This window comes from Anaerolineales bacterium (assembly GCA_015075625.1).
In the GTDB taxonomy this organism is placed as follows: domain Bacteria; phylum Chloroflexota; class Anaerolineae; order Aggregatilineales; family UBA2796; genus UBA2796.
The window spans coordinates 296,866-320,345 of sequence record JABTTZ010000003.1; the positions used below are offsets into that span (position 1 = coordinate 296,866).

Below are 23,480 nucleotides of genomic sequence, written 5' to 3' on the forward strand. Positions count from 1 at the left end.
TTTTTCCAGTACTTTGGGACTGAGGGAATTCTGGGCGCATGATCATGCGCCCATGAAGTCACTGAGAAGGTGGGGATCGTTACGATGCGGGCAGACGCAAACACGCTCCCATATAAAGGGCTACGCCCGGCGGGGGATTAATCCACACCAGATCGACACTGTTCGCCCCCACCAACCTTACAGCATACCAACCCTTGCTCCGCTGTGCGGCGACAAGGTGCGTTCCGGCGCTGAATATGCCGCCCTCCGTCCCATTGGGAGCATCGTAATAGGCAACGGAACGATACAGCGTGATGGCACAAGCCAGCTTATCTCCGTTTGGCGTAGGCTGCGGCGCGGCGGGTGATCCCAAACCGGGGATTGTCAAGCGCCGTCCGACGACGAGGACATTCGCATTCGTGATCCTGTTTGTGCTTTGCAAGGTGCTGAGGGTGACCCCAAAGCGGGCGGCAATGGCACTCAGGTAATCCCCTGCCGCCACCGTGTAGACATTGCCCACAAGCGCCCCTGTGGCGTTGCGACGCACCCCGCGATCATAAATGTCTGTCGGGGTAGGTGCGTTTCCACCATCCTGAGCGGCAGCGGGCAGGGGTGTCAGCGCAAGGCTGACGATGATGAATAAGGCGAGGATAAAACGAGCCATAGGTAAACCCGCGCTCCGTAGATTGCTTGTGATCATTCTATAGGAAAGACGATCTTGGCTAGGAAAAAGTTTCCCAAGCGTTGGGTGGGCGTAGGGCGTTAGTCGAAGAGGGGGAGTTGGGTGGTGGAAGGCTCACGGCGTTTTGGGGAATAGAAAACACCCAAAACAACCCATGTGTTATAGGGGAAAATTGTTCCCATAAAAAATCGGGTATCTTTTTTAGGTGAACAAGGGAAGTTTGCGGAGCGGTTTTTGTGGTTCGCCAAACAATTTGAGTTGATCAAAGAGGTTTTGCCACTCTGGTTTCCATTCTGGATCACTTGGCGTGATTTCCTATCCGGAATTCGGGTTGGGCGCACAATGCCTAAGGAGGTTTATCAACTTCATAGCGACGTTTCCACATTAGGACTTACGCAGTTGAACGTGTTTCCCCTGTATTCATCGAAAGGGGTAGTTTGAGGGAAAGCCCCTCCCCCCTTCTCCCCAAAGGGTAAGCGTGTAAATCCTACCCTTCTTTGCCCCCTCTTTTCCTATCTGCGCTACACTTCCCCTATGAAATAAGCCTTTTTAAGTGAGTATTAACCATCCTTATGAAAACGTTGCGGCGCATCGCCCTTCTGTTCGTTGTCCTTGTCGTCTTTGTTGGCTACCCTATTGTCTCGCTGCTTGGCTACAACACGCTCTCAATCAGCAACCGCAAATATCCCCCCCTAACGCCAGACATTCCTTACGAGGATGTCACCTTCCCCACACGGGAAGGCGGCTACAACGTTCACGCTTTTTATATGCCGGGTAAGCCCGATTTTCCGGCGATCATTGCCGTGCATGGCTGGCGGGGGTCGCGCCATTCCGAGAACGATATAAAACGGAACACAGCACTGGCGGGCGAGGGCTATACTGTCCTTGCCGTTGACCTTGCCGACAGCGGCGGGGACACGGTAGGCAATGGGCGACTGGCTATGGGCTATGAGGAACGTTACGATGTCCTCGGCGCGTTCGATTACCTCTTGAGTCGTGGCTTTGCCCCAGATCGGATAGGGCTGTGGGGCGTTTCGATGGGCGCTTCCACAAGCCTTCTTGCCGCACAGATTGAACCGCGCCTTCGTGCCGTGATTGCCGACAGCGGCTATACCCGCGCCGATACGATTGCCTCTGAACAGGCGGAATCCTTTGGCTTTCCCCGTATCATCGTCCCCGGCGGGATGCTGTGGGGGGTGGTCCTAACCGGAAAAGCCATCTGGACGACGGCGGCAATCGAGGCGGGGAAAGATTTCGCTGCAAACAAGCAGGCTATTCAGTTGGTGCATTGCACAACCGATAGCTTCATTGTCGTCCGCCATGCCGATGATCTGCTGGCAGCCTATCAAGCGGCGGGTGTTGACGTTGATCTTTGGAAAATTGACTGTGTAGGGCAGCAGAATCCTCCCCCCGGAACGACAAATAATCGGCACGGGATCGGCTACTTTGAGCAGCCTGAAGAATATATGCGGCGGCTGAATGCCTTCTTCGCCGCCCATCTGGGAAAAGGCTAAACCATATAGGCGGTACACGCTTTCCCTCATTTCCCTAGTAGTCCACCACATTGAAAAGGCGGGCTGACGTATGATCCCGCCGCTAAAGCAGCGGGCTGAAAACAGCCACCCCTTCGGGGCTTAAAAGGCATATCCGTATGGACTTTTCCGTCGCCCCCACCCCAAAGGGCTTTTTTGTTTGTACTTAGTAGTCCACCACACAGATAAGGAGAGATAGACTGACCCAACAACCCCACCCCTCGCCCTTCCCCGTAAACGGAGAGGAGGAAGGAATTCTCTCCCTTTCCCCGTAGACAGGGAAAGGGGGCGGGGGGCTAGGGGTTCTGAATTAAAAACGTCAACAGAACCTAACCCCCTTCTCCCGTTGGGAAAAGGGGGCAGTACCCCCACCAACCTAACCTCACTTTGCCTCAGCATGGCAATCCATTATAATGAGAGTTGCCCATCGCTTGGAGCAATCTTTCGCCATGACCGACACAACCACTACCATCACTCCGTTTGAGGTAGAGACCCTTCGCACCCTCTTGAAAGATGTCAGCGGGTTAGAGGGCATTTTGCGGGCAGAACGCTCGAAACTGCAAAAACTGGGGATGAGCCTCCCCCCGGGTACACTGGCTGGTTTGCAAGCCGTCCGTGCCGAATTTGAGGCGCTTCTAAAACACCACGAAACAAACCTTGTCGAACTCAGCCGCCTGCGTGAATTAAGCCGTACAGCCGCCCTGATCAATTCCACCCTCGATCTGAACGATGTCCTCAACGAAGTCATGGACACAGTGATCTCTTTGACCCGTGCCGAGCGCGGCTATGTCGTTCTAAAAAACCCCGAAACAGGCGAGTTGGAATTTCGCGTGGCGCGGGATGTGGAACACCGCACTATGAGCGCCGACGAACTGATCGTCAGCAAGACGGTGATCGGCGGTGTTGCCAAGACGGGGATTCCGGTCGTCACCACCAACGCCGAACACGACCCCCGCTTTGAAAACGAGAAAAGCATCGTCAACTATGCCCTGCGCAGCATCCTGTGTGTACCGCTCATCCTGAAAGGGACGATCACGGGCGTTGTCTATACCGATAACCGTGTCAAACAGGGGTTGTTTGGCGAACAAGAGATGACCATGCTTCAGACCTTTGCCAACCAAGCGGCGGTTGCCATTGAAAACGCCCGCTTGTATGAGCGCCTTCAGGCAAACATCGGGGAGATCACGGCGATCAACAACCTGCTCGATAATGTCTTTGCCTCTATCAGCAGCGGGATCATCACCGTTGATGCCGAGGGCATTATCAGCCAAGTAAACGACGCCGCCTGCCATATTCTAGCGCTGTCGTCCGCCTGTGTGGGGCAGCCAATCTGGTCGCAGTGGGAGATGATCCATGCCGAAACGCTGCGGACGATCTTGGAAGATGGCATCGATGAATCGATTGAGATCGAGGCAGAGATTGCCGGACGTGGGCTGGTCAGCCTTGCCCTTCGCCTTAGCCCTCTCTATGGCTCTGGCGAGGCGATTGAGGGTGTGGTTATCGTTGTGGACGATCTCACCGAAAGCAAACAACGCGAGGCAAAGCTAGAGGTTGTGCGCCGTTACCTTCCTCCGGCAATGGTCGATAATATCCACAGCATTGATCGGCTTGGTTTGGGTGGGGAACGCCGTTATATCACAACGATCTATGTCGATGTGCGCAATTTCAACCAACTTTCGCGGGAACTCTCTCCACAAGACTTCATGAACGTCCTGAACCGCTACCTCACCGTTGCTTCCGATGAGATCATCAAACAAACCGGCGTCATTGATAAATACATGGGGAGCGAGGTCATGGGTTTATTCAACACCCAATTGAACCCCGCCGAAACCGATCACCCCTGGCGTGGGCTGCACGCCGCCCTTAATGCGGCAGATGAGTATGTCAAGTTCTACCGTCAGCAAGGCGAACCAGATGATGCCCTTTATTTTCGGATCGGTATTCATGCCGGCATTGCTACATTGGGGAATGTGGGGAGCGAAGAACGCCGCGAATTTACCGCCATTGGGGATGCCATTAACCTCACCCACCGCCTTCTCGAAAACGCCAACACGGGTGAGATCATGATCAGCGACGAAACATGGGAGGCGTGCCGCGAACACCACCGCGCCCTGCCGCCTTATTTTAAGGTGGGCGACCCCGAACAGCTTTACGTGAAAGGACGCCGCGAACCGATCACTGTCCGGCGGATCAAGCGGCTTTAAACGCTATGCCAACCACACTAAACCTTAACATCAACGAATCCTATTCACGGATCGGGACGAATGTTCGCACTCTTGCCGGAATGCTGCGGGCGCAGCGCGACCTCCTTGCCCAACGTGGGCTTGATATTGGCAAGGAGGCTATGGAAGGGCTAAACGCCTTTGCCGCCGATCTGGACAAAGTAACCCCCGACTTGATCAAATCCATGACCGAGCTAGATCAACTGCGCGAATTGGCGCGGACGACTCAAGTGACGAGTTCTGGAATGGATGTTAATCAAGTCCTCTCCGATGTGATCGATACCGTGATCACCCTCACAAAGGCAGAGCGCGGCTATATTGTCCTCAAAAACCCCGAAACTGAGGAGTTGGAGTTCAAATTTGCCCGCAACATGCGCCAAGCTGATCTCACCGAGGACGAACTGATCGTCAGCCGGACTGTCGTCGCCCGCGTTGCCGAATCTGGGCAGGCGATTGTCTCCACAAATGCCCAAGAAGACCCTCGCTTTGCCGGATCGTTGAGCATCGCTGGCTACATGCTGCGCAGCATCCTCTGCGTGCCGCTCATCCGTAAGGGGCTGGTCATTGGCGTTATCTATGCCGATAACCGCCTCCATCAGGGTATTTTCGGGGCGCATGAGGAACAGCTTGTCAGCGCCTTTGCCAACCAAGCGGCAATTGCCATTGAAAACGTTCGCCTCTTTGAACAACTGCGGGCAACACTCGCGGATATTACGGCAATCCGTGACTTTATGGATAACGTCTTCGCCTCCATCGGCAGCGGCGTGATCACCACAGACCGCCAAGATGCGATCCAAACATTGAACCGGGCGGCGGCAAAAATACTCGATGTGCTAGAGGGCGAAGCGGCGCGTGGGCAGCCGCTCATGACCGTTTTCCCCCCTATGTACGATGGCTTTGAACGCCTGATTCACGAGGTGCGCGATTACAACCGCACCCAAGCGGTAGAAGTTGAACCTGTCTTGAGTGGACGGGGGCAGGTGAATCTCAATTTGAAACTCAGCCCCTTTAAGGATTCCCACGCCGAAACACAAGGGGTCGCCATTGTGCTGGATGACCTGACCGCTGTGAAGCAGCAGCAGGCACAGTTGAGCGTCCTCCGCCGCTATCTAACCCCTGCCATGTTGGACAACATCCAGACCATTGCCGAGTTGGAATTGGGCGGTGTGGAGCGCGAAATCTCGGTCATTTCGTGCGATGTGCGCGGCTTCACCTCCTTTAGCGAGCGTATTCCCCCCGAACAGGTCATGGCGATTGTCAACCGCTACATGACGGTGAGCAGTGATGCCATTCACGAATATTCCGGAATCATTGATAAATTCATGGGTGATGCAGTGGTGGGACTTTTTAACACGCAGTTAAATACCCTTGAGGATCACGCCGAACGGGCTGTCCTAACCGCCTTGCGGATGGTGGAAAAAGTCCGCGCCCTCCACGAGTCGCTGCCCCCCGAACAGCGCCTCAGCTATGGGATCGGCGTCCATACGGGCTTGGCAATTTTGGGCAATGTTGGCAGCCCTAGCCGTAAGGAATTTACCGCCATTGGGGAGACGCTGGAATTTGCCAAACTGCTGCAAGAAAACTGTCAGGGCGGCGAGATCATGATCAGCACCGTCACCTATGAGCGGGTGAGCAAGGTTATCAAGGCTGAGCCAGCTCTGCCGCGCAAAATGAAGGAAACGCTCGAATTTTCCATGATGTATCAGGTCAAGGGGCGTGCCTGATTCAGTGTGGGTGACTATCTTTGGCATCCGCACCACAGCGCAGACCTTTGCCGACGCCCTCAGCCAACTGACAACATGGAGCGCCGACCCCATTGGACGGCGTTATGTATGCACCTGTCCGGTCTATACCTTGATGCGCGGCGTAGACGACCCCGCCGTTGGTGCGGCGCTGCGCCACGCCGACATGGTGACTGCCGATGGTATGCCCCTTGTTTGGGTGCAGCGCCATCGGGGATTTCCCCACGCTGAACGTGTGTATGGACCCGATCTGGTCTGGGGACTCTGCGAACGGACGGCGGAATCACCCCTTCGGCACGCTTTTTGGGGCGGCTTGCCGGGGATTCCTGAACGGATGGCGGCAGTGCTGGTGAAAACCTATCCCGGACTGCATGTCGCTGGTGCGGTCTCCCCTCCGGTACGCCCCCTTGAAAACCAGCCCGATGCAGCAGTCATTACACAACTTAACGCCCTAAATGCTGATGTTCTATGGGTGGGTTTGGGGTCGCCCAAGCAAGATCAATTCATGGCGCTCTACCGCCCCTATTTAACCGCCCCCCTGCTCATTGGAGTGGGCGCGGCGTTTGATCTGATCGCTGGTGTACGCCGCCAAGCCCCCCGTTGGATGCAGCGCAGCGGCTTAGAGTGGGTATTTCGCTTGGGACAGGAACCGCGCCGCTTGTGGCGGCGCTACCTGCTCTACAATGTGCGCTTTGTGTGGCGGCTGTGGCGAGAAAAGCCCTAAATTGGCAGCTAAAACCGCTGCCTGTGTCAATTCGTAATCAACATAGATGGTATGCAGTTGCCCTCACCCCCTAGCCCCTTGTGAGGAGAGGGGGAATCAGGTTTTTGAGGGAGCTTCCCCCTCACACGACCTCTTTTGATGAATACAAGGCAAACCCCTTCAACCGCGTAAGCCCTACAACATATTCCCCCCTTCTATCTCGTCCTTTTTTCTGTTATACTGTAAAAATTGACCTCTTATGACCTCTTGTTAGTCGTAGAGAGGTGTTCGCACGAAAAATTGGTGCTTGACACCAAGGTTAGAGCCGTGTTAGAGTCACGGAGGTTGGAGTAACCCATGGCGGAAGGCAAAGATCGTAAGCAGCCTATCAACCCTCAAGCGGTGTACAGCCGTCAAGAGGCAGCGGAGGCGCTAGGGGTCAGCCTGAGTACGCTGAAGAAACTCATCAACGCGGGGCATCTCCGCGTGAGCCAACCAGACGGTATCAGGCGAATCTTCATCCGGGGCGAGAGTATTCTCGCTATGTTGGAGCAAACCGTTCTCGAACGGTAAATCCTGAAGATCGTTTTGTCCGCTGAGATCAATTCATCACTCGTAAATAGTCCCGTCAGACACTGACGAGGAACAAGCGCTAAAGAGGTAGACCAATGTTAGATAGCATGAGAGGAGGTCACGGTGGTTCGCAACATTAACACAGTTGTCACGCTTCGTGGCGACTCGCTCATGAATGTTGGTCTTATCGCCCGTCCGTTGCCCGCCAATGCCGAGGGCGGAGTCCGCCAAGAACCCACCGTCAGTGGCTTCATGGGTGGCTCGTTGATGAGTTTGCGCTCCTTCACCCCCAACGATGGAATCATCCGGTGGAATGTGGGGATGGCAAATGGCACAAGCGCCAACGCAGGCAAGACAGCAAAGACGCGCTTACCGATAAGCGACGACGATCCAAAACCAATCGTCAAGGGGTACACAAAAAAGGCATTTTGCCAGACGTACCCAGAGTTCCTTACCAATCAGCGATCCGACGTTCCGGCGACAGACCGGATGAAACGAGGGAGGCGCACACAAAGCGTGTGCTAGGGCGCTTCTCCCAGTTTCTACCCGCCGCTTCATGAGATGCAAGCAACGGGGACGTAGGATCGATGAGACCTACGTCCCCGTTTTTGTTTCTGGTCATGGGGACGTGTCAAGGCAGTGAAGACAGATACTTTCACCCGACAAGCAGCGGTGTGCAAAAACAGGGAGCAACCCAACCATGATGACGAATAGCTTAGACATTCGAGTCTTCCAAACGCTTTTCACCGAAGACCGTTTCGCCTCCCTTTTTCGGACGGTAGATCGGCTGCACGATGTCGTTTCAGAAGGCAAGCTGGAGCAGGTAACCAACCTCTCCCCAGAGGAGGTGCTAGGGTGGTTAAGAGATATCACCTATACCCTCAACGAAACCATACGCGAGTTAGAGGAAGGCGAACACCATGAGGCAGATAATCTCTACCAACGGTTGTTCAACCTTGTACCGTAGACCCACCGATAGGTGCTTTGGTTTACGGAGAGATGGAGTAAAGGTCATGCAGTTCGGTAGTCAGCAATCAAAGGAAACCCCAAGCAATATTGGCGACGGCGATGAAGGGGCTGATGAGGTGGGGCTGTGGTTTATTGAAAACCGCGCCACCGTATGCAAAGGCAATCAACGCGCCAGTCATTACATAGGGGAACGGTTGTACGGCTATCGTGCGGTGGGCAAAACAGGTTCGCAGCGGGAAAACAGTCCTCGCCAAACCAATGCCCAACCTCCTCGCAAGGAACGTCACTAGGCAAGACTATTGCCAACGTCGCAAGGCAACACGCGGCGGGTGCGTTCCAAAACGAGGCAGCACGAGACACTGTGTTAACCGTTTATCGGAACCACCCGCAGCCTGTAAAGGCGGAAACGCCCGACAGACTGCCTTGCGAACGAACAATCTCATATCATAGTCGCTTGGCGGCGACGCACCTTAATGGTAGACCCGCAGATGTGCGCTTGGGACGCGATGAACTGGTAGTATTCGCGCCCATCTGCCCGTGACGACACACGGCAACAACAGCAGCGTCAACGCCCTCCCGACCACTCAACGGGAGAGAAACAATTTGAGCCACAATGTACTCTGTTTCACGAACGACATCTGTAAACGATATAACCGGAACACCTCCGGTGGTCTGCCGAGACTTCGGGTGCGACAGCAGGGGTGTTGGCGAGCCAACGGCGGATCGCCTCCCCGGAGGTGAGCTTGGCGGGGACAGGGCGCGTGCGTCCCTGTCCCCTTTTTTTCGGGTTGCGCTATACTTCGTATATGAATGCTTCCACGCCTTTACCCTATTGTGATCAAATCATCTGTGGCGATAGTTACCAGTTGTTGGGCGATCTTCCCTCTGGCAGCATCGATTTAGTGATTACCTCGCCACCTTACTACCAACAACGTGATTATGGTGGCGGGGTGGGTAACGAGGCAACGCCAGAGGCATATATTCAGGCGCTTATGATGATCTTTGAAGCCTGTGTGCGCGTGATCAAACCAACGGGAAGCATCGTTTGGAATCTGGGTGATAAGTACGAAAAAAGCAGCTTGCTCCTCATGCCTTATCGCTTTGCCCAACGCGCAGTGGCACACACCGGGGTTAGGTTGGTGAATACAATTACATGGGTGAAGGCAAATCCAACTCCGCGCCAATTCAAACGCCGGCTTGTCAGCAGTACAGAACCCTTTTTCCATTTTGTCAAAACGGATCAGTATCAGTATTTCCCAGAAGCGTTCCAAACCAGCGCCCCAAACCCTACAATGCCCAAAAAGAATCACAACGCAGGACGCCGTATTGGGCAAAAGTATAAGGCATTGATTGAGGGATCAGACCTAACCCCGGCGCAAAAAGCAATGGCTGAAGACGAATTGGCAAAAGTCATTTCTGAGGTGCATCAGGGGGAAATTGAAGGGTTTCGGATGAAAATTCGGGGAATTCATGCTGAACCCTTTGGTGGGCAGGAAGGCGGACGGAAAATTCAATTGGAGCGGAATGGATTCACGATTATTCGTATCTATGGTGAGCCGCTCAAGCGTGATGTGATTATGACCCCTGTCGAGTCGCTTAAGGGTAACCCTCACCCGGCAACCTTCCCTACCCTCCTTGTGGAAGAATTTTTGAGGCTGCTGACAAACCCGGATGACATTGTTCTTGACCCCTTTATGGGGTCGGGAACAACCGGTGTGGCGGCTATCCAAACCCGACGACACTATCTTGGGTTCGACATTAACCCTGATTATTGTGCCTATGCAACCACGCGTATTGAAGAAACTGGGCAGCAAATTCGTCTATGGTAAGTGATGTCCCCACTCCTGAGGAGATTCTCATGGCAGCCCTTCAGCAAGCTCGTTCGGATGGGGAGAGAATGCTTGCTGCCCTGCCCTCCCCTGTTGGTGATAATCTCCGTACCCTTACCGCACATGCCGAGAGTCAAAAGGCAGTTTTGGGAGTGCTGCTTACCTCAGCAACTTACAAAAGCCTTTATCCCACGCAAGATATTCGCTACCATCAAGAGAAACTACTCAATGGCTATTCGGGGCGGACATTTGACACACGCTATACTACCCCATTCTTAAAAACATATTTTCCCCGCTATGCGATGTCCGAGTCAGCATGGTTAACTCGATCCCTTGAACAACCACACCCATTTACCATGGATTTTCCGGGGCGCATCCAACAATCCGCTGTCAAAGCTGCTTTTTTGGCATTGATCGATTATCTTGAACAGGTCCCGTCTGATGCTTTCCCCATTATTGTTGGGTTATTTGTCCTTTTGATCCGAGAGCAAGTCGCAGATGTCATGTTATCGCCAGCCGCCATTCCCACGCAGATTGGCATCAACGATATTGTTCATGTGGTTAATCAACATATTCATGCCCCTTACAAAGGTAGGGGCGCCTCACGTTTGCCTGTTTTAGCCCTTTATGCCCTGTACCGTTTAATTGTCATCGACGTAAAAAGGTATGAAGGTGTCCTTGTCCACCCCCTAACACAGCATACCGCACCGGATACGCAATCACATACACTAGGAGATATAGAACTCATTCGCCCCGATTCAACATGTTTTGAGGCGGTAGAAGTTAAACATAGAAAACCTATCACAGCCGATATGGTGAAAGCCGCATCTCAGAAGATTGGAACTCAGCGTATTGAACGGTATTACATTCTCACCACCCATACGCCCGATGTTATAGATACCGAGTCGGTGCAGCACGCGCTTGAGGAAGCAAAACGTTATAGCGTATGCCAGATTATCGTTAATGGGGTGATTCCAACCCTAAAATATGCCTTACGACTCGTTCGTGATCCAGCGCAGTTTTTACCGCACTATTCAGCCATCCTTGTCGAGGAATTTCAACGCGGTAGCACCATTAAACGTCAGCATATTGTCACATGGCAGGATATTCAACGAGGTATCATAGCCCGATAGGACATTCTCAACGTTGGGATAGGGCGTCGGTGAGCATCCCCACCTGCGCTGCTGCTGATTCTAACCATACTGCCGCCTGTGCCATCGATTCCTTCAGGGCTGCCGGATGAGGTGCAATGCCAAAGGCAGCGGCAATGCCTAGCTTCCGTAGCGCCTCTGGGGTCATGTTGAGCGCCCCACAAAAGGCGATCACAGGGACGCCAACCGCTGCTGCGGCTGACGCCACTGCCTGAACCGCTTTTCCCCCCGCTGTTTGCCCGTCCAGCTTTCCCTCACCGGTGATCACCAACGCGGCGCGGGCAATCCGTTCGGCGTATCCCAAGCGACGAAGGATCGCCATCCCGCCCGGCTCAAGCGCCGCACCAACCCCCGCCAGCCCGCCCCCAAAACCACCCGCTGCCCCACCGCCGGAGAGCATGGCAATCTCTGCGCCGAGATCACGCTGCACTATGGCTGCGAAATGGCGTAGGTTCAGTTCCAACTCGGCGCAGAGCGTTGGAGAGGCGCCCTTCTGCGGGGCAAAGGTGAACGATGCGCCGCGCTCTCCGATAAGCGGGTTATCCACATCGCACAAGATGGTGATCGACATGCCCGCCAGCCGCGCCCGTAAATCGTCCGCCTCAATCCGTGCCAGTCGCCCCAACCCACCCCCACCCAATGCAATCGAATTCCCCTCGGCATCAAGCAACCGCGCCCCCAACGCCATGAGCGCCCCCGCCCCGCCATCATTTGTGGCGCTTCCGCCAATCCCAATCAAGAGCGAACGGCAGCCCCGTTCGAGAGCGGCACGGATGAGTTCCCCCGTCCCGTAGGTTGTTGTTTGGGCGGGATCGCGTCGTGCCGGGGGGAGGATTTCCAAGCCCGACGCCCGTGCCAACTCGATGATCGCCGTTGTGCCATCGGCGACTATCCCAATCTCAGCCTCGGCAGCCTCGCCATCAGCGCGGGTGCAAGGGAGGGTGATTCGCTCCCCGCCTAACCCGTGCAGCAAGACATCCAATGTGCCATCGCCGCCATCCGCCATCGGCAACAGGTCGATCTCAAAGGGCGTCCCCGTCAGGCGGGCGGCACGTTCCAATCCGGCACGGATTGCCTCACAAGCGGCGAAGGCACTCAGGCTTCCGCGAAAGGCGTTGGGAGCAGCGGCAATCCTGATCATAGCGGCGTACATCCTTTCGTGGCTTTGTTTTGCCCACCGAAGTTCGGAGAGCAGACAAGCGCCTTAACGTGGAGCATCCTTCATGTGTTCCCATACCGCATCGGCAATGCGCCGCAGTGACTCCACGCCGCCCGCCGCCATTGCCCGCGTTGTATGGGCGCTTGGGATGTCCAGCGGGCGACGGGCGCTGATCCATGCCCACAGCGCCGCTTCGTCAGTCAAAAGCGGCTGATCGCCAAGCAGTTCTGCATAATGGACGGGGTAAGGCGGATCAAGGGGCAAACATGCCGTTGGAATACCCGCATACTCAGGAAACTGCATCGAACTGTAATCGTGGAGCGCCCCATCGGCAAAGGCACAGGTCGTTTCAAACGATTCATCGGCTGGAATCGGCTCGGCAGCACCTTCATAGGCGGCGCGGCTGGCGGGGTTTGTCGTTGAGGGGTGAAAGCGGACGAACCAACGCCGTCCTTCCGCAGCCGCTGCCCGTAGCCACCCCGCTGCTCGTTCGTGATAGGCGGGCGAGAGGTTCGGGGCAAAAAAGACGAGGGCAACTTCCCCTTCTCGTATATGGTGGCGCTCTCGGCTCTCACGGCGCTGTTCGGCGCTGATGGTGAAGGCGCGTGGCGAACCGCTGAGCGCGATTCGCTCTGCCACCACCCCTTGCCCCTTATACCATACCTGATCCACCTCTCCCCACACACAGATCGTTTTCGCCATAAGCGGATGGTGCAGCCACCCCTGCCCCAAAAAGCCGTGCTGGACAACAATGACGGGAATCTTTAGCCGTTGGGCAGCCGCCGCGAACGCCCGACTGCGCGGGTGATATTCGCTGTCCATGACGATAGCACGGGGGCGGGTCTGCATTGCCCGAAGCGCATTCTCGGCGGTGCGGAACATCCCCCACGCAATGGCGGCTTGGCTCCACAACCAACGCTGGAAGGGGCGCTGCTCCAAGCCGAAGGCGGTGGCGATGCGATCCGCACTAGGGCGTAGGTTTGTTCGCAGCAGGGCAGCGCCGTTTCGTGGGGTCAAGGCACGCAGAATGTCACGTTTTTGTGGAGGACGAAGCGTGGCTTTCTCAGTGGCGATTCCCCTTTGGCGAATCGTGTCCAGAAGGGGCGCATGTTGGGCGACGATCCGCGCATGATCCCATTCCACAATGAGCAGCGCCTCGGCGGGGGGCATCTGCGCCTGATAGGACATGCCAATGAGCGCCGTTCGGAACGCCGCCCATCGAGAAGCATGCCGATAATTGTGCGTATTTAGGCACTCTGAGAAAAACGGAAGGCGCAACGCCCCGGAAACATCATAGCCATCATACCTCCCTAGCACAATGCTCCCCGCCGCAGCGATAAACCGCGCCATGAGGTCATCCGCTTGGCGGTCATTGGGAAATTGAGGGGGTGTTGGTAAGGGTGTGGTCATAGGTAGCTGCCGATGATCCTTGCGATGCGCTCTCCGGCGCTGCCATCCAGCCTCCCCGCTTCGCGCTCGCGAATGGTGCGGCGTCCGGCGGCATCCAGCGAGGGGTTTTCCAAATAGGCGTTGATCTGGGCAATTGCCTGATCGGGCGTGTGTGCCAATCGGACGCCCCCACTGGCAACAATCGGGCGCATGTCGGAGCGATCATAGTAACGGCGGGCGGATAACCCCGCTGGCGTCTCGGCGGGCAGATCGTAATAAATCCCGACAGAGGGTTTATCGAGGATCGCTGAATCAACGAACATGGTTCCCGAAATGTTCACTTGCACATCTTGATAGGCAAGCGTTGCCAAGTGAAGGGGTTCATCCTCAAGGATCAAGCGGATCACATTTGCCTCGTGTTCGGGGCTGTTCACTGGATAGCTTGTTGGCGGCGGGTAAATGGCTACGCCCGGGTAGGTATGATGGAGCAGGGGGACATTTGCCCCAAAGCCACGCGGATGCCCCCGTACAAGCATCTGCGCTCCGCGCACGAACGTACCATCGCGCAGCGCATCGGCAAGATGCTGGACGATATGAATTTCATGGCGAATCAAGCCCGGCGTTGCCGTCGTATAGACGATCAAGGGGCGGGCGGGATCAAGCCCCACGTGCTGAAAAAACGCATCGCGGCTCAGACGGTAGGCAGGGTTCAGGTGGCGATCAAACTGCGGCGATCCGGTCACATGAATCGGCTTCCCGCGTAGTTCGGGGTACATATGGCAGAGGAACTCTCGCGTTGTCTCCGCCCAAACAAGGTAGGCGTCGGCATCGGGGAGGTGCATGATCTTTGCCGCAAGGTTATCGCGGCTGCGAATCATGAGGATCGTTGGGATAGACAGCCGCCGCGCCGCTGCCATGAGCGCCATTTCCCGCCACCCGTCCTGAGAAAACGAGACAACCACCCGCGCATCGAGGTCACGCAGAAGGCGCTCGTAATCCGCCATGATCGGGTGCGCAGAGAGCGCCGCCATAAGCGCCCGCCGCCCCGCTTGTGCCTGCCCCAAACGTCCGGCTGCCCAATAGCCCGCCATCCGCATGGCGGCGCGGGCAAGGCTGGCACGGCGGCGGAGGGGGTTCGTCAGGTTGGCGGTGGTGCTGCTTTTGCGAAAGTCTTGCCACTGAGTCGCCGGATCGTAGTAGCATTTGCGGGCGTAGTAAGTACGCTCCATAAGGCGGTAGAGCGGCGGATCGCGGCGGGGGTCAAACTCCAACAAACAGCCGATCTCCACGCCGCTTGGCGCGGTCTGCACCGCCCCGGCATATTGATGCGGATCGACCAACGCCACGACGCGACTCCCCGCAAGGCGCTCCCCAAGATTGCCATTGCGGACGTTGCGCAAGGCAAGAAAACTATCACAGCCAATCACAACAGCCATCGAAGGGCTTATCCCTTCATCAATTCGACTTCAACAAGTTCGCAGACGGCGTGCCACGCCACAAGGTGCAGTTCCTGGATGCGCGGGGTAAGCGCGGCGGGGGCGATGAAACACACCTCGCAGAGCGCCGCCATCGTTCCGCCTGCGCCTCCGGTGAAGCCAATGGTGTGCGCTCCCTTTGCCTGTGCTGCCTCCAAGCCGCGAATCACGTTTGGCGATTTGCCGCTAGTGCTGATCCCCACGACGACATCCCCCGCTTTGGCAAGGGCGCGAACTTGCCGCGAAAATACCTCCTCAAATGCCCAGTCGTTCCCGACGGCGGTGAGGATCGAGGTGTCTGTGGTCAGAGCGATTGCCGCAAAGGGCTGTGATTCCTTCAAAAAGCGCCCGACCAACTCGCCTGCAACGTGCTGCGCATCGGCGGCGCTGCCGCCATTCCCAAAGAGGAAAATCGTGTTTCCGCCGCGAATGGCGCGAATCATCATCACGGCTACGGCGGAAAGGGTGGGGATCGATTCGCTCACCAGCCGTTCGTGGGCGGCAATGCTCTCGCTAATGATCCGGCGGAATTCGCCCCTCAGGTCAAGGGCGGCGTCCTCACGAAGGCGCAGGACGAGTCGCGCCGCTTCTGCCGCTGCCCCCTCACCACCCCGCGCCTTAAGGATGCGTTTTGCCGCCGCCTGAGCCGCAGGGGTGGCGTTCGTCGGGGCAAGTCCGAGTCCGGCGGCACGGAGCGCGGGGGCGTCCCGATCTGAATCGCCCACATAACAGACAGCGCTCAGAGGGACGTTGTGTGCCGCCGCCAGTTCGGTCAGGGCGGGGAGTTTGTCCTTTGCCCCGCTGATCACGCTCTCTACACCGAAACGGGCGGCAAAGGCTGCCACCATCTCGCCCGACTCTCCGGTGAGGAAGGCAAGCGGAATTCCGGCGCGTTTCAGGGCGTGAAGGGCGTCCAAATCATGAAAGTGAATGTGTTTTGTTTCCGCTGTCTCCTGCGCGGTGAGCGCAGCGCGTCCGTCGGTGAGAACACCGTCAATGTCAAAGACGATTAGAGCGATCACAGGGTATGGGACTCTCCACCAATGGGGTTAAACCGTTGTCCACACCGTCGATAAATTCTAAGTGGACTGGTTGAAGTACCCACCTATCTTAACGCACGCTGACAAGGGGCGCATCCCTGAGGCATATTCCTCCCGCCTCATGCCCTCAAACAAAGGTTAATACAGCAGAAAATCCGCCCGTTCTGCCTGAAAGATGCGGGCAATGTCCGCCCATTCTGCTGTGATGTCCTTCACCGAGACGCCCTGATCCAACTGCCCCCGGACGGCGCTTGAGCCAATCAACCGGTCAAAATGAAACGTGCCATGCATCGAAGGCAGCCACGCGAAAGAATCAGGATACATCAGGCGGATTTCGCGGATGACTGTCAGCCATGTTTCAAACGGGTAAAATTTTGAGGTATCGGTAATATGAACATGGACACCGCCGCACGAACGCCCCGCCCATTTGCTCCCCGTTGGCTGGAAACGATGGGGGCGAAAGCGCACCCCCCCAAGCGCAAGATCATTCAGCCGATTTGCGAGGGGATAGGGATCAATGAAGCCCGCCCCCACAACCTCAAAGGGATGTGCTGTGCCGCGCCCTTCGGAAAGCGACGTTCCTTCCAAAAGGCACGCGCCCGGGTAATGCTGGACAGTGGTGAACGTTGGCATATTCGGGGAGGGGGGAATCCAAACGCGCCCAGTGTCATGCCATGTTGTCTCCCGCGTCCAGCCCTTGCAGGGGATGACAGTCAGTTTGGGAGGCGTGGCGATATAGCGGGTGTTGATATATACCGCCAACTCCCCCAGAGTCAGCCCGTGCTGGATGGGTATGGGAAAACGCCCGACAATGGACGACAGCCCGGGCTCAAGCAGCCCTCCCCAAATCGTCGCCCCACCCAATGGATTGGGGCGGTCTAGCAAGATAATTTCGACGCCAGCCGCGCCCGCCGCTTCCAAAATATAGGTCAGCGTCCAAAGGTAGGTGTAGTAGCGAACCCCCACATCTTGAATATCGCAAACAAGCGCCTCTAAGCCGGAGAGTTGGCTTGGCGTGGGGCGAAAGGTTGACCCATAGAGGCTAAAAATGGGGATTCCCGTGCGCGGATCGGTATCGTGGTGAATGTGGATGCCGTCTGGGGTTGCCGCCGCAAAGCCGTGTTCGGGGGCAAAGAGGGCAGCAATCTTCATTCCCGATGTCTCAGTGAGAATACGGTAGGTGGGAACAAAACGGGAGTCTACCGCATTCAGGTTGGTGAACAAGCCAATAACGCGCCCTCGGAGGGGGGCGAAAGCTTGTTCTTGCAAAACATCAATACCATACAGCAGAGAACTCACGAAGACTCCTTCATCCATCGCGCCACTAGGATGACAGTGATGATCAACACCCCTCCAATTATGGCACTACACAGGCTGACAATAAAGGGCGCTGTTCCCGGACGATTCATGAACATCAGAACAATGCCACCGCCGCCCACCAAAACACCAATGGCAAGATAGCCTTTCAGCGCCTCACGCATGGGGTTCGCTGTGTGCCGTAAGGAAACCATCGTGGGTGAGCGGGGTACAGGCAACCAACTGTCCGGTTTGCGGGGCGGGGGTTAGGATAGGAATCTCGCCATTGCACATCCCCGGCACAAAATATGGGCAGCGGGGGTGAAAAGCACAGCCAGATGGAATTGCCGTGAGGCTAGGAATATCCTCACTGCGGAGAGCAATTTGTTGTTTCCGGCGCGTAATGTCGGGGTCTGCTTCGGGGACGGCGGAGAGCAGCGCCCGTGTATAGGGATGGGCGGGGTGCGCGATCACCTCTGGCGTCCGCCCGATTTCGACAATACGCCCCAAATACATCACGGCGATACGCCCCTCCCAGGCAAAATACTTCGCCAGCGCCAGATCATGGGTGATGAACACAATCGCAAGGTTAAGCCGCTCCCGCAGGGCATGGAGCATTTTCAAAATGCCGATGCGGATGCTCACATCGACCATGCTCACCGCCTCATCCGCCACAATTAGGCGGGGGTTGACGGTGAGCGCACGGGCGATGCTTACCCGCTGGCGCTGCCCGCCGCTCAGTTGGTGGGGGTATTTATTGACCATATCCCCCGGCGGGGTGAGGTCAACAAGGGTGAGCAGTTCCCAGACGCGGCGGCGCAGTTCGGCACGATCCTTCACCATCCAGTGGCGGCGGAGTGGATAGCTGAGGATTTGCCCAATGGTGTGTGTTGGGTTGAGCGAGGCGAAGGGGTCTTGATGGACAATCTGCAACTCGCGGCGCAGCTTTGCCCGTGCCGCCCGCCCACGATAGGCGCTGGCTGGTTGTCCCTCAATGCGGATTTCGCCCGCCGTAGGACGAAGCAAGCCGGCGATAATCTTGCCTGTTGTCGTCTTGCCACAGCCACTTTCGCCCACAAGACAAAGTATTTCGTTGGGAAAGACCTCAAGGGTAATGTCTTGAAGGACGGGGATCACCTTGCGCTGGCGTTCAAAGGTGCGCTGCACCTTTATCAAGGAGACAAGCGGTGTTGGGGCATCGGTGATGGCGGTCATGATAACACCTTTCGGCGCGTGGCAAGTACCTGATCAGCGTGATAGCAGGCAACGCTGTGTTGTTCGCCCGTGTATTCCAGAGGAGGTGGCGTCAGCGCACATTCGGCGGTGGCAAAACGGCAGCGGGCATGGAATTTACACCCCTCTGGCGGCTCAATGAGATCAGGGGGGCTGCCCGGAATGCTCTCCAGTTTTTCCGATCCGGCGCTTAGGCGGGGGGCAGCTTCTAGCAAGCCAAGCGTGTAGGCGTGGCGTGGGTAGTAAAAGACATCCTCGACGGGTCCCTGTTCGATGATTTCGCCCGCGTACATGGTGGCAATCGTATCGGCAATTTCTGCCGCCACCGCCAGATCGTGGCTGATGAAGATGATGCTGAACTTGAATTCATCGCGCAGGCGCTTCAGTACCTCAATGATGCTGCGCTGCGTTAGAATATCGACGGCGGTAGTTGGCTCGTCCATGAGGACAACTTGTGGCTGCAAAAGCAGACTCATCGCCAACAAAACGCGCTGGCGCATCCCGCCGGAAAGTTCGTGAGGATAGGCATTGAACACACGCTGTGGGTCTAGGCGCACCTTCGCAAAAAGGGTCAGAGCGCGTTCCTTTGCCTCGCGGCGGCTTAGACCGTGCGCGTCAGCGGTGTCATAGACCATTGCCGAAATACGAATGACCGGATTCAGGCTGTTGAGCGCCCCCTGAAAGACCATCGAACATTCTGCCCAAAGGAATCGGCGGAGAGCGTCGTTATTGAGATCACGAATGTCGATCTTCTCGCCGCTGCGCTTGGTGTAGATCAGTTTTCCAGTATCAATCGTGGCATTTTTAGGCAGTTGGCGGATCAGACCGAGGGTGAGCGTGGATTTGCCGCAGCCGGATTCGCCAATCAGAGCGAGGGTTTCGCCTAAATGAAGGTCAAACGAGACGTTGCTGACGGCACGTACTCGCCCCCGCCGCGCAAGGTAGCTGACGGACATATCCTGAACGCTGAGGACAACGGGTTGTGAATAAATGGTTGAAACAGTCACAAAAAAGCACTTTCTGTAAAACGCGCTATTACGTTCTTGCCCTCACCTGCCTAGCTCCCTTCTTTTGCCGGAGAGGGAGACATTTAGGCAGCGAGGGGACATCCATCATAATACGAATGTACACTCTCCTTGATGATAACACGAATGACACCTGCCCCCCTTTCCCGTAGACGGCAAGAGGGAATATCACCCCCTTCGATGTTATGCAGTTGCCCTCGTCCCTCTCCCCCCTTCGATGTAGGGACGCCCCCTGGGGCGTCCGCCCGCCGTGTCTATGGGATGCGCAAGGCGGTAGGATGGTGTTAGCGCGTGGTGGGTTTAAGCGTGATTCCAGTGACGGCGGGATCGTTCGCCAGCCCCATAAGTCCCTCTAGGGCGTCGGAGATATCGCGAGTTTTCTCCACACCGAGGCGGTACTCAAGGTAGTCCCGCAGGGAGGGCGACTGCGTACTTTTGAGGCTGCGAATAGCAAGTTTGACCGTTGCCGGAGGGAAGCGCGTCCCCGGATAGCGGAGCGGATCGAGGGGGAGTCCGGCATTTTTGATGAAGGGATTCAACAAATTGGGCTTGGACATAAATTCCCCTAGCGCGGCACGTCCGGGGAGGTTGGTCATTTTCGGTTCACTGCCGCGCCAGACTTCTGTCCACACGTCGTAACGACGGCGCTCTTGGGTGTCATACCATTGTTGATCGGGTCCGGGGAGCAGGCGGTAAATGCGCCGCATGAGGTCGTGAGTAGCTTCTTCCAACACAGCGTCGCGCTCGGCACGGAAGGGGGTGGGGATAGGGGGAATCACCTCGCCAAAGGTGAGGCTTACTTCAGGGCGTCGAAGGCGGTAGACATCGCCCCAAATGCGGTAAACGCCGCCAATGCCAACGGGCAGAATAGGCGTCTGGGTGATCATGGAGAGGTAAACCGTCCCCGTCTTTGCATCGGTGATCGGCTTTTCCCATGTGCCGCCTTCGGGGAAAATGACGAGAATACCGCCGCCCTTTAGAATGTCTGTCATGCGCCGCACGGCGTCTAGTTCTAAGCTGGCAGCCCGTTTGACGCGAATAGTGCGACTCCAGGCAACGATCAGATTGCCGGGAAAGAGCAAACGGAAATCGCCCGGCGCGGCATACTCTGTATCGGGCGGAAGGTAGTTTCCAACGATTGCCCCATCAAAGCCGGAAAGGTGATTGGCGGCGACGATGAGCGGTCCCCGTGTGGGGATGTTTTTCTCGCCAGCGACATTCATCCGTAAGAGTGTCGTCATGTTGAACGTCACCCATGCCCGCATGACCGCTTGCATCAAGGTGATCTGCCGCGTCTCGCTTGCCATGTTGGGTCGTCCTCGCCAAGTTCTATGAATCACCCGCAGAGCAACCACGCCTGATCCTACCGGAAAAAGAGGCGTCGCGCCAAATTCGGTAAGGGTATGAGGAAACGGGCGTCTCATGGCATACTAGTAATTAACCTCATGGATAGTTATTGGTTTCACCCCAACCCCCTCCCCGTAAACGGAGAGGAGGAACGAATTCTCCCCCTTTCCCTGTCTACGTGGAAAGGGGGCGGGGGGACAGGGGTTCTTCTGGAAATCCACTGTAGCGAGGTGCTAAGGGTTAAAGGAGAAATCGCTATGCGTGTCTATCGTCGCTATCGCCAGATTGTGGGGGCTGCCCTTGTGGTGTGGCTTGCCGCTGCCGCCCTTTCGCCCTTTCCTAGCCGCGCCCAAGATAGCGCGGCGCAGCGCACCTATGCAATTTTGGAAGGGACGGACATTCCGGCGCGGGATCGCCTCTCTCTGGCGGTGCGCTTGTTGGGCATCCCGCCGGAGGCGCTTAGCCGCGTCTTGCCCCCCGAACCCCGCTACACGATTGGCGAGCGCACCGAATTCACCGCCGTTAACCTTGACACGGCGCGGCGCTTTACGGTAAAGGCGGAACTGATTTACCTAACGCCCCACACGGCAATTTGGCTTGAAGATGGTGTGAGCGTGGATCGGAAAAAATTCAAAGCGAGCGCCGATCACTTTGAGACAACCATTTACCCGCGCCTCCATGCCTTGTTTGGGACAGAGGATATACCCGGAATAGACAATGATCCCCGTCTGCACATCCTTCATGCCCATCATTTGGGGAGCGGGGTAGGGGCATATTACGACCCCGACAGCGAATTTCCCCGCCTTGTTCAGCCGGGCAGCAACGAACGGCAGATGTTCTTCGTCAACCTTGACACAATGGGTGAATTCCTCGGCGGGGAGATTTACGAGGGAGTCTTGGCGCACGAATTTCAGCACATGATCCACCACCACGCCGACCTAAACGAGAGCAGTTGGCTGGACGAAGGGTTGGCAGAGCTTGCCTCGGCGTTGGCGGGCTACGATCAGGCAAGCTACAGCGCGGCAGCCTTTCTCAGCGCCCCCAACGATTCGCTGAATGATTGGCAAGGGAGCAATATTGATTATGGGGCGGGGTTTCTGTTCACCGCCTATTTTCACAGCCGTTTTGGGGATACCCCCTTGCGGCACTTGGTGGAAAACCCGCTGAATGGGCTGGCGGGCGTGCGCGATGTGCTGAGCCTTCAACGGGGCGGCGAACTGCTGACTCTAGAAGAATTTTTTGGCGATTGGGCGGCGTCGCTCATCGTAAAGGATTACGCCCCGATCTATACGAATTTGCCCTTCAAACTCCCTCCCACAAATGCCCCACGCCTTGCCGTTGGGGTGGATCAGCCCCTCCCCATTTTGCCCTTTGCGCCCTTGCTACAGCGTGTTGATGTCCCCGCACGCTATGAATTCACGTTCAGCGGCTCGGCTACGCTCCCCTTACTGCCCATCACCATACCAGCGGGGAGAACGTTTTGGTGGAGCAACCGCGCTGATGAAAGCGAAGCGACCCTGACGCGCCGCTTTGATTTGCGTGGGGTAACCTCTGCCACACTCGTCTTTGGTCAAGGGTACATGATTGAGCAAGGATGGGATTACGCCTATGTGCAAGCCTCTACCGATGGGGGCGTGACCTGGAAAGCGCTGCCTGGAACGCGCACCGAACCGCGCAGCGATAACAACCCTTACGGAGATGCCTATAACGGCGAGGGGGTGTGGGCGACAGAGCGCGTTGATCTGAGCGCCTATGCCGGTGGAGAGGTGCTGATTCGCTTTGTTTACCTGACCGATGCGGGGACGCTCTGGGAGGGGATGGTTATTGATAACATCGCCGTGCCGGAGATTGGCTATTTTACCGATGCCGAGACGGATGATGGCGGGTGGTTAGCAGAGGGGTGGGTGCGCGTAGAAAATGTTCTCCCCACCAACTACCTGATTCAGGCAATTACCATTCGGCGCGATGGCACAACACAGGTTGACAAGGTGGTCAATGGGGGCGTGGAGGGACGCTATACGTTTACCGTTGGTGATGCGGTGGAGAAGGTTGTTTTTGTCTTCTCAAATGTGACGGAATATACAACCTTGCCTGCTGAGGGGCGTTATACGCTGCGACGGGTAGTGGACTGACC

At 56.5% G+C, this 23,480-nt stretch carries 21 protein-coding genes; 11 read left to right on the forward strand and 10 right to left on the reverse strand.

Annotated features, from left to right (window positions below; translation table 11 throughout):
* Window positions 1-79: 79 nt before the first annotated feature.
* Entirely contained in the window at window positions 80-643 is a 564-nt protein-coding gene (locus tag HS103_15500) for a LysM peptidoglycan-binding domain-containing protein (protein MBE7514203.1), read from the reverse strand.
* 590 nt (window positions 644-1,233) lie between these two features.
* Between HS103_15500 and HS103_15505 the strand changes: the two genes are divergently transcribed.
* From HS103_15505 to HS103_15550, 10 genes are all read left to right on the forward strand, one after another.
* Window positions 1,234-2,175 (forward strand): prolyl oligopeptidase family serine peptidase, encoded by a 942-nt coding sequence (locus HS103_15505; GenBank protein ID MBE7514204.1) that lies wholly within the window; start codon window positions 1,234-1,236, stop codon window positions 2,173-2,175.
* 467 nt (window positions 2,176-2,642) lie between these two features.
* Entirely contained in the window at window positions 2,643-4,397 is a 1,755-nt protein-coding gene (locus HS103_15510; GenBank protein MBE7514205.1) for a GAF domain-containing protein, read from the forward strand.
* 5 nt (window positions 4,398-4,402) lie between these two features.
* A complete protein-coding gene (locus HS103_15515; protein ID MBE7514206.1) occupies window positions 4,403-6,139 on the forward strand; it encodes a GAF domain-containing protein in 1,737 nt (578 codons plus the stop codon).
* Window positions 6,132-6,881, forward strand: a complete 750-nt coding sequence (locus HS103_15520; protein MBE7514207.1) for a WecB/TagA/CpsF family glycosyltransferase — start codon at window positions 6,132-6,134, stop codon at window positions 6,879-6,881. The genes HS103_15515 and HS103_15520 overlap by 8 nt, the downstream gene beginning before the upstream one ends.
* Before the next feature lie 336 nt (window positions 6,882-7,217).
* Window positions 7,218-7,433, forward strand: coding sequence for a helix-turn-helix domain-containing protein (locus HS103_15525; GenBank protein MBE7514208.1), 216 nt, complete (start codon window positions 7,218-7,220; stop codon window positions 7,431-7,433).
* A gap of 123 nt (window positions 7,434-7,556) precedes the next feature.
* The gene (locus HS103_15530; GenBank protein ID MBE7514209.1) at window positions 7,557-7,958 is read left to right on the forward strand and encodes a hypothetical protein; all 402 of its coding nucleotides are present in this window, start codon (window positions 7,557-7,559) and stop codon (window positions 7,956-7,958) included.
* A 175-nt stretch (window positions 7,959-8,133) separates the two neighbouring features.
* A complete protein-coding gene (locus HS103_15535; GenBank protein ID MBE7514210.1) occupies window positions 8,134-8,400 on the forward strand; it encodes a hypothetical protein in 267 nt (88 codons plus the stop codon).
* Window positions 8,401-8,446: 46 nt separating this feature from the next.
* Entirely contained in the window at window positions 8,447-8,692 is a 246-nt protein-coding gene (locus tag HS103_15540; protein MBE7514211.1) for a hypothetical protein, read from the forward strand.
* Between the two features lie 516 nt (window positions 8,693-9,208).
* Window positions 9,209-10,231 carry a site-specific DNA-methyltransferase gene (locus HS103_15545; GenBank protein ID MBE7514212.1) on the forward strand — a complete coding sequence of 341 codons (1,023 nt, stop codon included), beginning with the start codon at window positions 9,209-9,211 and terminating at the stop codon, window positions 10,229-10,231.
* Between the two features lie 29 nt (window positions 10,232-10,260).
* The gene (locus tag HS103_15550; protein ID MBE7514213.1) at window positions 10,261-11,364 is read left to right on the forward strand and encodes a hypothetical protein; all 1,104 of its coding nucleotides are present in this window, start codon (window positions 10,261-10,263) and stop codon (window positions 11,362-11,364) included.
* Between the two features lie 7 nt (window positions 11,365-11,371).
* Here HS103_15550 and HS103_15555 read toward each other — a convergent pair whose 3' ends face one another.
* From HS103_15555 to HS103_15595, 9 genes are all read right to left on the reverse strand, one after another.
* The gene (locus HS103_15555) at window positions 11,372-12,523 is read right to left on the reverse strand and encodes a glycerate kinase (protein ID MBE7514214.1); all 1,152 of its coding nucleotides are present in this window, start codon (window positions 12,521-12,523) and stop codon (window positions 11,372-11,374) included.
* A 63-nt stretch (window positions 12,524-12,586) separates the two neighbouring features.
* Window positions 12,587-13,951 (reverse strand): hypothetical protein, encoded by a 1,365-nt coding sequence (locus HS103_15560; protein ID MBE7514215.1) that lies wholly within the window; start codon window positions 13,949-13,951, stop codon window positions 12,587-12,589.
* Window positions 13,948-15,366, reverse strand: a complete 1,419-nt coding sequence (locus HS103_15565; protein ID MBE7514216.1) for a hypothetical protein — start codon at window positions 15,364-15,366, stop codon at window positions 13,948-13,950. The genes HS103_15560 and HS103_15565 overlap by 4 nt, the downstream gene beginning before the upstream one ends.
* 8 nt (window positions 15,367-15,374) lie before the next feature.
* Window positions 15,375-16,427, reverse strand: coding sequence for an SIS domain-containing protein (locus HS103_15570; protein MBE7514217.1), 1,053 nt, complete (start codon window positions 16,425-16,427; stop codon window positions 15,375-15,377).
* A gap of 156 nt (window positions 16,428-16,583) precedes the next feature.
* Entirely contained in the window at window positions 16,584-17,744 is a 1,161-nt protein-coding gene (locus tag HS103_15575) for a DUF1343 domain-containing protein (protein MBE7514218.1), read from the reverse strand.
* Window positions 17,741-17,926, reverse strand: a complete 186-nt coding sequence (locus HS103_15580) for a hypothetical protein (protein MBE7514219.1) — start codon at window positions 17,924-17,926, stop codon at window positions 17,741-17,743. The genes HS103_15575 and HS103_15580 overlap by 4 nt, the downstream gene beginning before the upstream one ends.
* Window positions 17,919-18,956, reverse strand: a complete 1,038-nt coding sequence (locus HS103_15585; GenBank protein MBE7514220.1) for an ABC transporter ATP-binding protein — start codon at window positions 18,954-18,956, stop codon at window positions 17,919-17,921. The genes HS103_15580 and HS103_15585 overlap by 8 nt, the downstream gene beginning before the upstream one ends.
* The gene (locus tag HS103_15590; GenBank protein MBE7514221.1) at window positions 18,953-19,930 is read right to left on the reverse strand and encodes an ABC transporter ATP-binding protein; all 978 of its coding nucleotides are present in this window, start codon (window positions 19,928-19,930) and stop codon (window positions 18,953-18,955) included. The genes HS103_15585 and HS103_15590 overlap by 4 nt, the downstream gene beginning before the upstream one ends.
* 353 nt (window positions 19,931-20,283) lie before the next feature.
* The gene (locus HS103_15595) at window positions 20,284-21,306 is read right to left on the reverse strand and encodes a 1-acyl-sn-glycerol-3-phosphate acyltransferase (protein ID MBE7514222.1); all 1,023 of its coding nucleotides are present in this window, start codon (window positions 21,304-21,306) and stop codon (window positions 20,284-20,286) included.
* A 297-nt stretch (window positions 21,307-21,603) separates the two neighbouring features.
* Between HS103_15595 and HS103_15600 the strand changes: the two genes are divergently transcribed.
* Window positions 21,604-23,478 (forward strand): immune inhibitor A, encoded by a 1,875-nt coding sequence (locus HS103_15600; protein ID MBE7514223.1) that lies wholly within the window; start codon window positions 21,604-21,606, stop codon window positions 23,476-23,478.
* The last annotated feature ends 2 nt before the right edge of the window (window positions 23,479-23,480 follow it).